Genomic DNA, 14,056 nt, shown 5'->3' on the forward strand with positions numbered 1-14,056 from the left:
CTAATCCCAGGGGCGGTGGGCCGTCGCGCGTTGGCGGGGTAGCGCAACTAATCCCTGCCAGCGAGCCCGGTGGTCTAGGTACCACCGCAGCCGGCCCGCGCGGGCCACCGCACCTCAAGAACCGCCGTCCCTCGCCTGGACCAGCTCCCCGGAAGAAAGAAAGCCGCCGTCGGCGAACCGGGCGGCGGCAGCAGAACGCGGTGATCAGCCGCGTCGCCGGCCCAGACCCGGGCGCATCATCCACAGTCCCCGCATTCGCTTCGCGGCGCTGCCGATCATCTCCACCCCCTCGAGTCCGTCCTGCCCGTGCTCCCCCGTTCGGAACCAGTCATACGTTAGGGCGCTGCTTGGTCGCCCTCAACACATTTACCGCGAGGCAGCCCCTCGCATTCGCCCGCTCGCCCTCAGGACGGTCCCATGCATCCGCTGCCCTCAGGGCGGTCCCTCGCACTAGGCTCCGTCGGGCTGTCCCTGGCACTCCTTGCCCTCAGCGCGATCCCTCGCACTCGCCGCCCTCAGGCGCGGCCGGCCTCAGCGCGGTCCCTGGCGTTCGCCCGCCTCAGCCCGGCCCCCTGGCGTTCGCCCGCCTCAGCGCGGTCCCTGACGGTCGCAGGCCTCAGCGCCGGTCCCTGGCGTTCGCAGCCGTCGGGTTAGCTCCCTGAGCGAGCGGCCCGAACTCTTTCCAGAGCGCATGCAGCGCGGCGGGAACGTTATGACCGTCACCCCTGGCCCGACGCGTTCGGCGAGCGTCCGGGCCGGGCGCTCCTCGTCGTCGTAGTGGAGCGCCGCAGGTCCTCCGTGATGGCGACAGGCTGACCCGGCATCCACGGTAGACAGCAAGCGGACCCGCCAGTCAGCAGGTGGACCGGCCCGTCAGTGGCCTTAGCCCGGCGCCCGGACATCGACCGTTGGCCATGAATAGACCGCACTACGCCCACCGCTCCTCGAAACCGCACGTGAGCGGCCGCTCGTACAGGACCGACGCCTCCACGATTCGCGCACTCATGGGTAACCCGCTCCAGCCTCGGGTTACAAAACGGACAAAAGTCGTTTCCGGAGTGATGGTCCGACCGTTGATCGGGGTTATGGTGCAACGCTCATCGCTGCAGGAGATCCGCGAGCGAACGTACAAGACCAGCGACGCGTGGTGGACGGTCCTGCTCGTCGACCCGGTAGCGGCCAGGCTGGTCCGGTTCGTCTCGCCGTACCGATGGATCACCCCTAACCTGCTGACCGTCCTGGCAACGGTCCTCGGCCTGGCCGCGGCAGCCTGCTTCGCGATGCAGGATCGCTGGTGGCTGGTCGCGGGCGCGCTCCTCTTCCACGTCAGCTTCATCGTTGACTGCATGGACGGCAAGATCGCCAGGCTCAACGGCACAGGGTCCATGTTCGGCGCCTGGTTCGACTTCATGTTCGACCGCCTCCGAGTCTTCATCTGCGCCGTCGCCCTGTTCGTCGGCCAGTACGCGCGAACCGGCTCCACGGCGTACCTATGGGCCTTGATCGGCGTGACGTTCCTGGACCTCTTCCGGTACGTGAACTCCCAGCAGATGGCGAAACTTCGCCAGAGCATGCGCGACCAGCTCTCGGAGGCTCGCGGCCCCGTCCCGCCGCCCGAGGCGCCGGACCCCGCCGTTCAGGTCATGCCGCACGGCCCCCGCGCCCGCCTGCGGCACATGCTGCTGTCCCGCCGCATCCGCACCCATCTGGTGAGCGGCATCGAGTTCGAGATGACGGTGTTCATCATCGGCCCCCTGACCGGTTGGGTGATTCAGACGTCGGTGGTGGCCGGCGCCCTTCTGCTGGGTTTCGAGCTGTGGTTGATCTTCCGCCTGTGGCAGGCGACCCGCGCCTTCCCGGTAGCCCTCGCCAAGGCCCATGCTTCAGCCGCGATGGAGCGAGCGAACCCGCACCTCCCCGTCCAGGATCCGGCTCGGGATCTCACGACGGCCGCGAAGGAGTAGCGACTCTCGAGCGGCCCCATTACCCCTCCAAATACCTGAGGACCGCTCGGACCCGCCGGTGATCGGTATCGCTGGCGGGTAGGTCGAGCTTCGAGAAGATATTGGTCACGTACTTCTCTACGGCGCTACCACTCACCCCGAGCGCCTCGGCGATGCCGGTGTTGGATCGAGCCTCGGCCATCAGCCGCAGGACGTCGAGCTCCCGCGGCGTCAGCCGGTCCCGCGGATCCTTACGCCTCCGGACCATCAACTGACTGACGACCTCGGGATCGAGCGCGGTGCCACCACTCCCGATGCGGCGCATGGCGTCGAGGAACTCGCCCACATGCGCGATCCGGTCCTTGAGCAGGTATCCGACCGACTCCGCGCCCATGGACAGCAGATCTGTCGCGTACCGCTCCTCCACGTACTGCGACAGGACCATGATCGCGATCTCGGGGTGGAGCCGGCGGATCGCCAGAGCCGCTCGGATGCCCTCGTCCGTGTACGTGGGCGGCATGCGCACGTCCACGACGACGCAGTCCGGCTCGTGCACATCGACGGCTCGCAGCAACTGCTCGGCGTCCCCGACAGCGGCCACCACCTCGAACCCTCCGTCGGTCAGCACCTTGGTGATACCGGGGCGGAGCAGTACCGAGTCATCAGCCAGAATCACGCGCACGGCAACTCCACGGTGAGGATCGTCGGTCCGCCGGGTGGACTTTGCAAGGTCATCGTGCCGTCTACCGATGTCGTGCGGCGAGCCAGACCGGTGAGCCCGCCATCGGGTGTCATGACGGCGCCACCGCAGCCATCATCGCTCACCGTCAGGTACAGCCGCTCGTCGCGCCGGATCACGACGACGTCGGCCCGCTCAGCTGAGGAATGCTTGACGACATTGGTCAACGCCTCCGAGACGATGAAGTAGGCGATGGCCTCCACCGTCGCCGCACAACGCGGTTGGACGTCAACTGAGACGTGGACGGGTATGGGTGCGCGCGCCGCGATTCCCGACAACGCGGCGTCCAATCCTCGATCATCGAGCACCGCCGGGTGCAGCCCGCGGACGAACTGCCGGAGCTCCGCAAGCGTCGCAACCGCTTCTTCATGGGCGGCGACGATGGCGTCTCTGGCCGGAGAAGGCTCGGTCAGTGCCTCCCTCGCCATCCCAAGATTCATGGCTAGCGACATGAGTCTCTGCTGAATTCCGTCGTGCAGGTCCCGCTCGATTCGCCTGCGTTCGGCGTCGGTCGCCGCAATGACGTCGGCCCGGCTCTGGGCCAGCGACTCCACCCGCCGAGCAAGCCGTTCGTAGCTGCCCGGGGCGAGCAGGTACCGAGCGACCATCACGTCGGCCTTCGCATAACGCCGCGCCGCCGGCGGCACTAGTACTAGAGCAACGGCTGGCACTCCTACGGTGAGGGCTATCAAGTGATAGGTGAGATAGCGGCCGGCGCTGTTCCACGTCAGTGTCGGTGTCGGGATGTCGATCCCGAACGACCAGCGAAAACGGTCTCGGTGGGCCTTGGCGAACTCACGCGCGAGCCAAAGAACAGCAGCGGGAAGAGCGAGCGCAGCCGACGCGTAGGTGACGACCAGGGTCGTTCCGCTCGTTGAACTACCGAAGAGACTGAAGACGGCCGCAAGCCAGACAACAGCCATGACGGTCAGCAGACTGCCGGCCAGGGTCCCCAGAGCGGCACCGGCAACGAGGTGCCGCACGGACCGGGAGGTCGTGAACGGGGTTTCCTGCCCTGATGGATTGGTCACGGCTTCGACCGTAGGCAGTGAGGCAAGTACCGGCCATCCGGCGATCCTGCTGTTGAGGGTGGGGATAACCCCACCCTCAAGGGAGCGCACACCCCAATGACGGCGCGGCCCATCCAGGGAAGCCTGGGAGCCGACCACGAAGGGGGCACAACATGATCCCGATCAAACGAATGACCATCATGAGCATCGCGACGCTCGGCCTGGTGGCGGCAGCGATACCGGTCGCATCAGCAGCAACGTCGACGGCGCCGCCCGCGAAGGCTACCGCTGCGGACGATCCCGTGGGTTCGATTGCATGGCATCCGTGCGCCTCAAGCCCGCAGGACGAGGAAGGGAAGGAGCTGGACGAGGCCGGGGTGGAGTGCGGCGACGTCACGGTTCCCGTGAACTACGCCAAGCCACGCGGTCGGACCATGACGGTGGCCATCGCCCGTAGCCGTGCCACCGATCCGAGCCGGCGCATCGGCCCTCTGATCATCAACCTTGGCGGCCCGGCGTCGCCGGTGCTGAGCGTTGTGCCGTTGGCGCGTGAAGCGATGGGTCAGGCAGGTTCCCGGTTCGACCTGATCGGCATGGATCCCCGGTTCGCGGGACGCAGCACCCCACTCGACTGCGGGTGGCCGGGGAGTTGGCTGCCGCGCTCCGCGGGAGCAGACCGCGAAAGCTTCGACCGCATGGTGGCGCTTTCCAGAGACCTCGCGAAGCGATGCGGGCAGACGCATGCCGCCGACATCCCGTACGCATCCACCGCCAACACGGCTCGCGACATCGACACGATCCGCGCGGCGCTCGGTGAGCAAAAGCTGTCTTACCTCGGCTACTCGCAAGGCACATTCCTCGGTGCCGTGTACGCGCAACTCTTCCCGAAGCGCGTCGATCGGCTCGTGCTCGACAGCGCGGTGAACCCCACCCTGCGCGGGACGTACCTTCTTCGCGACGGGGCGACCGGCAGGCAGGCCGCACTCGCCGAATGGGCGAACTGGGCAGCCGCCCGCAACGGCGAGTTCGGCCTGGGGTCCACCGCCAAGGAGGTCCTGGCCACTGTCAACAAGGTCTACGCAGTGTCGGCCCGCAAGCCACTGAGGATCGGCGGCTACGCGATCGATGACACCGTGGTGCCCGCCATCATCACCCGGTCTCTCAGCGATGACGCTACGAATGCCGAACTGGCGGAGACGGTGGCGTCTCTGGCCGCTGTCGCCAAAGGCGGAACGGCGGAGCTCACCGAGTCGTTGGCTGACGTACTGGCAAGCGTCCTGACCGGCGCCGAATCAGGCCTGCACAGCCCGCAGACGGCCATCATGTGTGGCGACGCTGCGGCTCCGCGCAACCCGCAGTGGTACTGGCGGGACATCCAGACCCATCGCGCCGAGTCGCCGATCTTCTCGCCGATGAGCCGGACGATCACGCCGTGCGCGTTCTGGCCCAACTCGCCGATCGAGCGCCCGGTGCAAATCGGCAATGCCGTGCCCGCCTTGATCGTGCAGGCGGAGAAGGACATCAACTCGCAGCTTCCAGGAGCGCAGAAGATGCACCGGGCGCTCACCGGCTCCCGGATGGTGACCCTGCAGGGAGCCCGCACCCACGGCGTATACGGGTTCCGAGGTGCGAGCTGCGTGGATGAGTCGGTCAACGCCTACCTGCAGAGCGGATCCCTCCCCCGGGCAGACGTGACCTGCACGGAATAGCGCCATGCTCGGCACCTGCCACCCCCGCTCGGGGGTGGCGGGCGCCATCCGCCAGGCGCAGGCTGGTCGAGGATCAGCAACAAGGTCGACCTGGAACCGGAAGCGGGCATACGCAGGAGCAGCAGCAGGCACAGTGAATAGCCGAAACTAGATCCATACCGTTCGGATTCGGCTTAGTACCTCTTTGAAGATCACCAGCCGACCAGCCTTGGCTGTGAAGGTTCGATTTCGTTGTGGCAGAGTCAACAGCCCTCCGATGGGCGGCAAGTAGGACTACGAGGAGGAGATGTGGCGACGACGGACGGCACGGAGACATTCCGTGCGGCGCGGGATTTCCTCTTGGAACACCGTGAGGACTACGACCGCGCCTTCGCTGACTTCACATGGCCTCAGCTCAGTCAGTTCAACTGGGCACTCGACTGGTTCGACGTGATCGCGGCCGGCAATGACAACCCGGCGCTCTGGATCGTCGAGGCGGACGGGACGGAGCAGCGGTTCTCGTTCGCAGAGATGGCTCAGCGGTCAAGTCAGGTGGCCAATTGGCTCCGCGCCCGTGGTGTCGGCCGCGGAGACCGGGTCGTCCTGATGCTCGGCAACCAGGTAGAGCTGTGGGAGACCATTCTCGCGGTCATGAAGCTGGGCGCCGTCATCATTCCCGCGACGCCATTGCTGGGTGCCGCTGATGCTCGAGACCGGGTGTCCCGTGGCGGTGCTCAGCACGTGATCGCCCAGTCCTCGGCGATGGAGCGGTTCACCGAGATCGACACGGCGGTCACCCGCATCGCTGTGGGCGCGCCTGTCGACGGCTGGCATGCGTTCCATGACGCGTACGAGGCGAGCTCCGAGTTCACGCCCGACGGTCCGACCCGGGCCAGCGACACGCTCCTGCTGTACTTCACGTCGGGCACGACGGCTCGGCCGAAACTTGTCGAGCACACGCATGCGTCCTACCCCGTCGGACACCTGTCGACCATGTACTGGATCGGCCTGCGACCCGGCGACATCCACCTCAACATCTCGTCGCCGGGGTGGGCAAAGCACGCGTGGAGCAACGTCTTCGCGCCGTGGAACGCTGAGGCGTGCGTGTTCATTCACAACTATTCGCGATTCGACGGGCCGCGCCTGCTGAGCGAGATGCAACGGTGCGGGGTGACGAGCTTCTGCGCTCCCCCGACCGTGTGGCGCATGCTCATCCAGTCCGACCTGAGCACGCTGACCGATCCGCCCCGCGTGGTGGTGGGCGCCGGGGAGCCGCTCAATCCCGAGGTCATCGACCAGGTGCAGAAGGCTTGGGGCGTGACGATCCGCGACGGGTTCGGCCAGACCGAGACGACCGTCCAGATCGCCAACTCGCCGGGACAGGCCGTGCGACCCGGTTCGATGGGGCGGCCGGTGCCCGGCTACCGAGTCGCGCTCCTCGACCCGGCGACGGGTGAGCCGGCGGATGAGGGCGAGATCTGCCTGCAACTGGAGCCGCGACCGCTCGGCCTCATGGTCGGATACCACGGCGACGCGGAATTGACGGCCGAGGCAATGGCCGGCGGCTTCTACCACACCGGCGACATCGGATCTCGGGACGCGGACGGCTACATCACCTATGTAGGCCGCACCGACGACGTGTTCAAAGCCTCCGACTACCGGATCTCGCCGTTCGAACTGGAGAGCGTCCTCATCGAACACGAGGCCGTGGTCGAAGCCGCGGTGGTGCCGTCGCCCGATCCGCTGCGACTCAACGTGCCCAAGGCGTACATCGTGCTCGCTGACGGCTGGGCCGCCGACGAGACGACGGCCGACTCGATCTTCACGCATTGCCGGGCTCACTTGTCGCCCTATCAGCGGGTGAGGCGTATCGAGTTCTCCGAGCTCCCGAAGACGATCTCGGGCAAGATCCGGCGAGTTCAGCTCCGTGACGCCGAGCGCACCAAATACGTCTCTCCGGACGCCGTTCCGCCGGGCGAATACCGCGACGGGGGGTGATTGCGGCTCGGGTGAGCGGTCGGCCTCGAGGCAACTGCCTTCCGAGCGAGTGAGGTCGTTCGCATCGTGGCCGCTGCACGAGCGAAGGCGTCCCTGGGAGACGGGCCCATGCGCGGGCAGCGGGACCGGGTGCGGGCGGCGGGACGGTGAGCCGGCTTAGCCGGCACGGCCAGGACAAGCGACGGGCGCGCGGCCGACGCAGGCGGCACGGGGGTGCGCAGCACGGGGATGCGCAGCACGGGGATGCGCAGCACGGGGATGCGCAGCACGGGGATGCGCAGCACGCCGTGCGGACAAGCGCGGGTCGCGCGGACAGCGCGACAGCCGGTCAAGCGCACATAACCGCAGGACCGCCCGAATCAACCGACGATCGGGCCCGCCCCGACACCACAAGGACGGACCCGACCATCACTCACCCGGAACAGTCACTCAACAGCGCCCGAGGTCTTCCCACTGTTGGGTCCAGCCCGGTTCTGAGCCCTGAGTCCAGTACCGGGCTCGCCACAGGTGCTTGCCTTCTCCGGAGGGCGGCCCGCTCGGGTCGCCGTACTTGCTCTTCTCGTGCTTCACCGTCTGTCCGCCCGTGTACACCGACGAGAACGACCATTCCGGGGCCGATGAGCAATCCCCTGCCGGCGGCGGGCCGGACGGCGGTGTCGAGGGCGGCGTGGACGGTGGGGTCGATGGCGGCGTCGACGAGTCGGTGCATCCTCCGCCCGTCGTCTCCACCGTGTCCGTGAACGTCGTGCCGGCGCTGCGGTAGCCGGCGGCGCGCGAGTTCACCTGGGCCGGGGTCAGTGCCTGGTTTTTGGCGAACAGGACCCAGTCGACCTGCTCGATGTACGTGGACAGGCCGCCCGTGTGGGCCGCCGTGTCGATGAACCACAGGTTCCAGTTGATCGTCATCGTCTGGCGGGGGTAGAACTTGCCCGAGTGGTCGCCGACCTGGACGCCGTCGATGTAGTAGATGACGTGGCCGTTGGCGACTGTTGCGACGAGGTCGTGCCAGCCGTTGAGGGAGTTGCGCTGGGACGAATGCACGTTGTCCGCGTACCAGGGGTCGTTTCGGTACGTGTACCAGGTCGTCTGGTAGTTGATCGGTCCCGTCTCGCCCCAGCCTCCGTTGGGCAGGTACTCCGATATGTCCAGCTCGCTGTACGTGGGGTCGAGGTCGCCGTTGAGGGGGCTGATCGTGAAGAACGTCTCGTTGATGTGGTCGCCGTCGGCGCCGGTCGTCGGGGTGTCGGTGAAGCGGATGCGGCTGGCGTACGTGCCTTCGAAGTAGCGCTTCTGGGTGCTGTACAGCTCGGCGTGGTTGGTGCCGCCACCCGTGCCGTCCGTCGATGCGGTGAGCTGCATGACCTTCTGCCCGTCCGCGGTCGGGAAGGTGATGCTGTTCGGTGACCAGGTGGCGCCCGGCACGCCCGGTCCGCCTGCGTAACTGCGGGGTGTCCAGCCGTGCGAGGAAAGGCCCGAGTCGCTGGACGAGCTGTAGTGGAAGTCGTCGAACAGGTAGCCGCAGTCGGCGGCTGATGCGCTGGGAGCGTTCGCCACCACGGCGAACACCCCCGCCAGGGCGGCCACCCCGGCAACAGCGAAAGGTTTGATAGACATGGCTCAATTCCTCCAAGGGGGACGAGGAAGGGAACGAAAGGGACGCAAAGAGGGGACGGAAAGAGGGGGACGGGGAGCGGGGACGGGGAAGGGAGTTACTTGACAGCGCCGGCGGTCATTCCGGCGCGGATGTGTCGTTGGAACGCGACGTAGGCGATCAGCACCGGCAGCATTGCGATGGTCAAGCCGGCGAACAGACCGCTCCAGTCACTGCGGTACCCCTGGCTGACCGACAGGGCGGCCAGACCCTGTGCCAGGACGTACCGGTCCGGATCCGGGTTGAGGACCAGTGGGAGCAGGTACTGGTTCCAGAGCCCCAGGAAATTGAAGATCCCGACGGCGACCAGTCCCGGCCGGGCCATCGGCAGCATGACGCGAAAGAACACCGCCCCGTGCGAGCAGCCGTCCATGAAGGCCGCCTCCGCGACCTCCCCCGGCAGCGTGCGGAAGAACGCGTGCAGGAAGAAGACCGTGAACGGTACGGCGTAAGCCGCATACACCAGCACCAGCCCCTGGTACGTGCCCAGCAGACCGAGCTGCTGCACCACGAAGAACAACGGCACCAGCGCGAGGAACACCGGAAAGAACATCGCAGCGACGAACGTGTAGTACACGATTCGGTTGCCGCGGAATTCGTAGCGGGCGAGGGCGTACGCCACCAGCGATCCGAGCAGCATCGTCAGCAGCAGGGCCCCGCCGACGACGATGAGGCTGTTGAGGAAGTACCGCCCGATGCTGGCCTCGTTCCAGGCTCGTGCCCAGTTGCCGGGTTGTGGGGTGGCCGGCAGCGACCACGGGTCGTTGAGGATCTCCTCGTCCGTCTTGAACGAGCTCACCACCGCCCACAGCAGCGGCAACGCCGTGACGACCGCCCACGCCAGCATCGCCAGGTGGACCGGTGCGGATCGCAGCGAGCGGGGCCACGACGATGCCCGTCGCGGCCGCCGTCCGGCCGGATCGTGATCGTCGACGTTGTCGGTCCGGCGGGCACGGCTCGTGGAAAGTGACAGTGTCATGCCGGCCCCGCGGTTGATTTGCGGCTGCCGCGCAGGGCGAGCACGGCGAGGGTCAGGGTGGCGAAGAACAGGGCGACCCCCATCGCCGAGGCGTAGCCGAACTTCCCGTACTGGAACGCGTTGCGATACAGCGACAGGCCGATGACCTCGGTTGCGCCGTCCGGGCCGCCGGGGCCGACCGTCATCACCTGCACCACCGCGAACGCGTCGAGCGCCGCGATGCCCAGGTAGACGAAGGCGACCTGCACGGTGTCGCGTACGAGCGGCAGTGTCACCTTCGAGAACGTCGTCCAGCCGCCTGCCCCGTCGATCACCGCCGCCTCGAAGAGTTCTCGCGGGATGCCGTCGATCGCCGCGCTGAACAGGACCACGTAGAAGCCGACCGACGACCAGACCAGCACCGCCATCACTGCCGGGAGGGCGAGGCTCGGCGATGCCAGCCAGGAGGCACCGTTGAGTCCTACCGCTCGCAGGGCTCCGTTGAGCAGGCCGGTGTTGGGGTTGTAGACGAAGCTCCACAGCACCGCCACCACGACCAGGGACAGCAACTGCGGAAAGAAATAGATGATCTGGTACGCCCCTGAGCCGGCGATTCCTCGTCGGCCGCCGCGTCCGCCCAGGTGCAGCATGCTGGCCAGGAACAGGCCGATTCCGACCGTAACCAGCGGCACCAGGACGAGCATCAGTGCGTTGTTGCGGACGGCGTCCAGGAACAGCGAGTCGCCGCCGAGGCGGGTGTAGTTGGCCGCGCCGACGAAGTGGGCAACGCCTGCGACGCCGGTCCAGTCGGTCAGCGACAGGTAGAAGGCCTGCGCGTACGGCGACAGCACGAAGACGACGTGCAGCACCAGCGCGGGGATCAGGGCCCCGGCCAGGAACCGCCACCGGCCGTGTCTCATCAGCGGGTGTATTTCTTGACCGACGAGTCCTTGGCGAGCGCGTCGGCCGCCTTCTGGAGCCGTTCCGACCACTGCGCGGCGGTGCTGCGCTTGTTCACGAGCTCACCGGTCGCGTCGTCCACCGCCTTCGCCAGCGGGGCGTACCACGTACGGAATCGGTAGGTGAAGGTCTCCGATCCCGCGGCCGTCACCGCGTCGCGGACGGAGCCCAGCCCGCTGCTCAGCGTCAGGCCGTCGGTGGCGCCGGCGACGGCGGGTAGTGTGCCCGCGGTCTCGGCGAACGCTTTCGCCGATTGCTTCGAGAAGAGGATTCGCAGGTATTCCATGCCGCCGGCCGGGTTCTTCGCCTTGGCCGGGACGAGGAACGACTCGCTGCTCGCGGCCTGCACCGCCGTCTGCTTGAGCTGGTCCGAGGCGGTACGCGCCGGCACCGGGCCCATGACCATGTCGAAGCCGTCCGGGGTGACGCCCTTCTGCTCGCTCTCCAGCCACGAGCCGCACGGGATGAACGCGGCCTTGCCCTGGCACCACGCGGCCTGCGCCTCGGTGTGCGACAGGGCCTCGGAGCCCGCCATGAGGTAGCCCTTGCCGGCCAGTTCCGCGAAGGCTTCCGCGGCGGCGAGCAGGCCGGGCGCTTTCCACGCGTTCGGCTCGAGGTTGTCGACCGCCTTCACCAGCGCCGGCCCGCCGGTCTTCGCTGCCATGCTCAGCAGCGGGTCGTTGATGTACTCCGGGTACTTGCCCTGGTAGGTCCAGGGTGCGATGCCGGCGGCCTTGATGGTCGCGCAGAGCGAGAGCATCTCGTCCCAGGTCTTCGGGTACGCCCAGCCCCTGGCGGTGAAGAGCTTCTTCGAGTACCAGACACCCCACACCGTGTACGTGAAGTTGAGCGTCTGCGCGACCCCGTCGAAGGTGCCGTCGTCCACCACGCCGGGCAGCAGCGTCTCGCGGACCTTCTTCGCCGGATCGTCGAACGCCGGGGCGTCGAGCAGCGCGGTCAGGTCGGCTACCTGTTTGGCCGAGACGAGGGTGGCGATGTCGAGGCGGCCCGCGCCCGTGTTGTCCACCACGTCCGGGGGCGTGTTCGCGACGAACCTCGGCTGCAGCGCCTCGCCGACCTTCTGCAGGCCTTTGTGGTCGATCTTCGCGCCGGCGTATTTCTGCGTGTACAGGTTTTCGGCGCTCTTGGCGTACTCGTCGCCGTATCCGCCTTTGAAGATCACGACCTCGAGCGGGGCGTCGGCCTTGACCCCTAGCGGGTTGTCGGCGCTCTTGGCGCCGGTGTTGCCGGCGGCGGGATCGTCGTCGTCACCGCCGCCGGTGACGCAGGCGGAGAGGAATGGCAGCGCCGCGGCGCTGAGAAGTAGGTTTCTTCTGGTCGCGGACATGGACCCTCCCTATGCGGTACGCCGGATACGCCCGGCATAGCGCGCCTCGAGCTGTCGGTTGTGTTCGCGCCCGCCCGGCACGTTGTCGGACAGGTAGACCGGAGGCGTGACGCCGAGCGCCAGCAGCCGCGCCACCACCTCGACGACGATCTGCTGGGCGAGCAGCGCTGCGGTGATCGACGAGACCGCGCCGACGGCACCGTCGCCGTAGGACAGGGCCGCGTCGCCGTAGGGTGCGCCGTTGTCGAGGACGACGTCGGCGAGGTCGGTGAGTTTGAGCCCGCTGGCGTGCCGGGACTCGACCCGGGCCGAGTGGGCCAGCGAGGTGATCGCGACCAGTGCGTGGCCGCGCTGCTTGACGAGCAGGGCCATCTCCACCACGGCGCCGTTGACGCCGGAGTTGCTGGCGATGACGAACGCGTCGTCGGGCTTGATCGGGGCCAGCTCGTAGAGGCGGTGCGCCACCCGGGGCGTGCGTTCGAGCTGGGGGTCGGCGAGGACCTCGGGCGGCTCGCCCCCGTACAGGACGATGTCGCGCAGCGCGATCCGGTTGGTGGGCACCAGGCCGCCGGCCCGGCCGGCGATCTCCATGGCGAGCGCCTCGGAGTGGCCGCAGCCGAACGCCTGGATCACTCCGCCCGCCTGCAGCGTCTCGGTGAACAGGCCGGCGGCCCGAGTCACCTCGTCGCGCTGGGTGGTGCCGGCGCGGTCGATCGCGTCCCGGATCGCCTCGACGTAGTCGGCGCTCGTGATGGTCACAGCGGCTTGTCCCTCCGTACTCGCTTGCGGTTGGCGGGGGTGTCCGGCAGGCGGTGCGCGTCCACGGCACGCACGGTCAGCTCCAGGGCTTCGGCGGTCCGCTCGTACGTGAGCTGCGCGACCGCCACGTAGATCAGGTCGAGGATCAGCAGCTGGGAGTGCAGGGCGGAGAGCGCGGCCAGCCGGAACGTGGTCTCGTGCACCGAGGTGGTGAAGACGACGTCGGCGACCTCGGCGAGCGGCGAGCGGGCGAAGCTCGTCACCGCCACGGTCTGCGCGCCGTGGTCCGCGGCCTCGGCGAGCATCTCGATGGCCTCGCGGGTACGCCCCGAGTGGGACAGGGCGATCGCCACGTCGCCGGGCCCGAGCAGTGCTGCGTTCGTCAGGGCGGTGTGGGTGTCCGCCCGGTACCGCACGGGGATGCGGATGCGCTCCAGCCGGAAGGCCATCTCGCTGCCCGCCGTACCGCTGCTGCCCAGGCCGAAGATCTCCACCCGGCCGGCGCCGGCGATGGCGGCCGCGACCCGCTCGATCGCGTCGGTGTCCAGCGCGGAGGCGGTGGCCTGGATCGCGCGGGTGTCCGCGGCGGTGATGATGTCGAGGACCTTCTCGGTCTGGTCGCCGGGGTTGATGTCGCCGCTGATGTCGGTCTCCCACCGGGCCTGCTCGGCGCGGCCGGTCTCGGTGGCGACGGCGACGCGCAGGTTCGCGTACCCCTTGAAGCCCAGCGCCCGGGAGAAGCGGGTGACCGTCGCGGTCGAGGTCCGGGACCGCTCGGCCAGGTCGACGATGCTGGCGTGCGCGGCCGTCTCCGGGTCGGCCAGGATCGTCTCGGCGATCTTCGCCAGCGCCTCCGGCATGGTCGGTCCCTCGATGCGCAGCCGCCCCAGCAGCCCGCCGCTCTCACCTGTCACCGTGGTCGTCCTTTTCATCGATGAACTATGTCGATGAAAATTACGACCACTTTGCCTTCTGGTCAATAACAACTTTCTATGTTTCGAT

11 protein-coding genes are annotated in these 14,056 nt (G+C 67.8%); 3 read left to right on the forward strand and 8 right to left on the reverse strand.

Going from position 1 to position 14,056, the window contains the following annotated elements:
• The first annotated feature begins 1,004 nt into the window (after positions 1–1,004).
• Positions 1,005–1,964: a CDP-alcohol phosphatidyltransferase family protein gene (locus AB0368_RS16200; protein WP_366154667.1), complete on the forward strand. Its 960-nt coding sequence runs from the start codon at positions 1,005–1,007 to the stop codon at positions 1,962–1,964.
• 19 nt (positions 1,965–1,983) lie between these two features.
• Here AB0368_RS16200 and AB0368_RS16205 read toward each other — a convergent pair whose 3' ends face one another.
• Both AB0368_RS16205 and AB0368_RS16210 read right to left on the reverse strand, forming a co-directional pair.
• The gene (locus AB0368_RS16205; RefSeq protein WP_366154668.1) at positions 1,984–2,625 is read right to left on the reverse strand and encodes a response regulator transcription factor; all 642 of its coding nucleotides are present in this window, start codon (positions 2,623–2,625) and stop codon (positions 1,984–1,986) included.
• Positions 2,616–3,713: a sensor histidine kinase gene (locus tag AB0368_RS16210; protein ID WP_366154669.1), complete on the reverse strand. Its 1,098-nt coding sequence runs from the start codon at positions 3,711–3,713 to the stop codon at positions 2,616–2,618. The genes AB0368_RS16205 and AB0368_RS16210 overlap by 10 nt, the downstream gene beginning before the upstream one ends.
• Positions 3,714–3,865: 152 nt before the next feature.
• On the opposite strand from AB0368_RS16210, the gene AB0368_RS16215 reads away from it, so the two are divergent.
• Both AB0368_RS16215 and AB0368_RS16220 read left to right on the forward strand, forming a co-directional pair.
• Entirely contained in the window at positions 3,866–5,401 is a 1,536-nt protein-coding gene (locus AB0368_RS16215; protein ID WP_366154670.1) for an alpha/beta hydrolase, read from the forward strand.
• A 288-nt stretch (positions 5,402–5,689) separates the two neighbouring features.
• A complete protein-coding gene (locus AB0368_RS16220) occupies positions 5,690–7,378 on the forward strand; it encodes an AMP-binding protein (protein WP_366154671.1) in 1,689 nt (562 codons plus the stop codon).
• A 429-nt stretch (positions 7,379–7,807) separates the two neighbouring features.
• Here the strand turns inward: AB0368_RS16220 and AB0368_RS16225 are convergent, their stop codons facing one another.
• The 6 genes from AB0368_RS16225 to AB0368_RS16250 form a co-directional block, all read right to left on the reverse strand.
• Positions 7,808–8,992 carry a glycosyl hydrolase gene (locus AB0368_RS16225; protein WP_366154672.1) on the reverse strand — a complete coding sequence of 395 codons (1,185 nt, stop codon included), beginning with the start codon at positions 8,990–8,992 and terminating at the stop codon, positions 7,808–7,810.
• Positions 8,993–9,087: 95 nt separating this feature from the next.
• Positions 9,088–9,876, reverse strand: coding sequence for a carbohydrate ABC transporter permease (locus AB0368_RS16230; RefSeq protein WP_366154912.1), 789 nt, complete (start codon positions 9,874–9,876; stop codon positions 9,088–9,090).
• A 128-nt stretch (positions 9,877–10,004) separates the two neighbouring features.
• Positions 10,005–10,907 (reverse strand): sugar ABC transporter permease, encoded by a 903-nt coding sequence (locus AB0368_RS16235; protein ID WP_366154673.1) that lies wholly within the window; start codon positions 10,905–10,907, stop codon positions 10,005–10,007.
• Complete coding sequence (gene ngcE / locus AB0368_RS16240; protein ID WP_366154674.1) at positions 10,907–12,295, reverse strand: N-acetylglucosamine/diacetylchitobiose ABC transporter substrate-binding protein; 1,389 nt, start codon at positions 12,293–12,295, stop codon at positions 10,907–10,909. The genes AB0368_RS16235 and ngcE overlap by 1 nt, the downstream gene beginning before the upstream one ends.
• A 9-nt stretch (positions 12,296–12,304) precedes the next feature.
• A complete protein-coding gene (locus AB0368_RS16245; RefSeq protein ID WP_366154675.1) occupies positions 12,305–13,054 on the reverse strand; it encodes an SIS domain-containing protein in 750 nt (249 codons plus the stop codon).
• Positions 13,051–13,986, reverse strand: a complete 936-nt coding sequence (locus AB0368_RS16250) for a MurR/RpiR family transcriptional regulator (protein WP_366154676.1) — start codon at positions 13,984–13,986, stop codon at positions 13,051–13,053. Before AB0368_RS16250 ends, AB0368_RS16245 begins: the two co-directional genes overlap by 4 nt.
• Positions 13,987–14,056 lie beyond the last annotated feature (70 nt).

The organism is Actinoplanes sp. NPDC051475, from assembly GCF_040689425.1.
Classification (GTDB): Bacteria; Actinomycetota; Actinomycetes; order Mycobacteriales; family Micromonosporaceae; genus Actinoplanes.

Excerpts from the sequence above, each read along its gene's own strand:
- AB0368_RS16200 (WP_366154667.1), top strand. The coding sequence starts at position 1,005 with ATGGGTAACCCGCTCCAGCCTCGGGTTACAAAACGGACAAAAGTCGTT.
- AB0368_RS16215 (WP_366154670.1), top strand. The coding sequence starts at position 3,866 with ATGATCCCGATCAAACGAATGACCATCATGAGCATCGCGACGCTCGGC.
- AB0368_RS16225 (WP_366154672.1), bottom strand. The coding sequence starts at position 8,992 with ATGTCTATCAAACCTTTCGCTGTTGCCGGGGTGGCCGCCCTGGCGGGG.
- AB0368_RS16230 (WP_366154912.1), bottom strand. The coding sequence starts at position 9,876 with ATGCTGGCGTGGGCGGTCGTCACGGCGTTGCCGCTGCTGTGGGCGGTG.
- AB0368_RS16235 (WP_366154673.1), bottom strand. The coding sequence starts at position 10,907 with ATGAGACACGGCCGGTGGCGGTTCCTGGCCGGGGCCCTGATCCCCGCG.
- ngcE (WP_366154674.1), bottom strand. The coding sequence starts at position 12,295 with ATGTCCGCGACCAGAAGAAACCTACTTCTCAGCGCCGCGGCGCTGCCA.
- AB0368_RS16250 (WP_366154676.1), bottom strand. The coding sequence starts at position 13,986 with ATGAAAAGGACGACCACGGTGACAGGTGAGAGCGGCGGGCTGCTGGGG.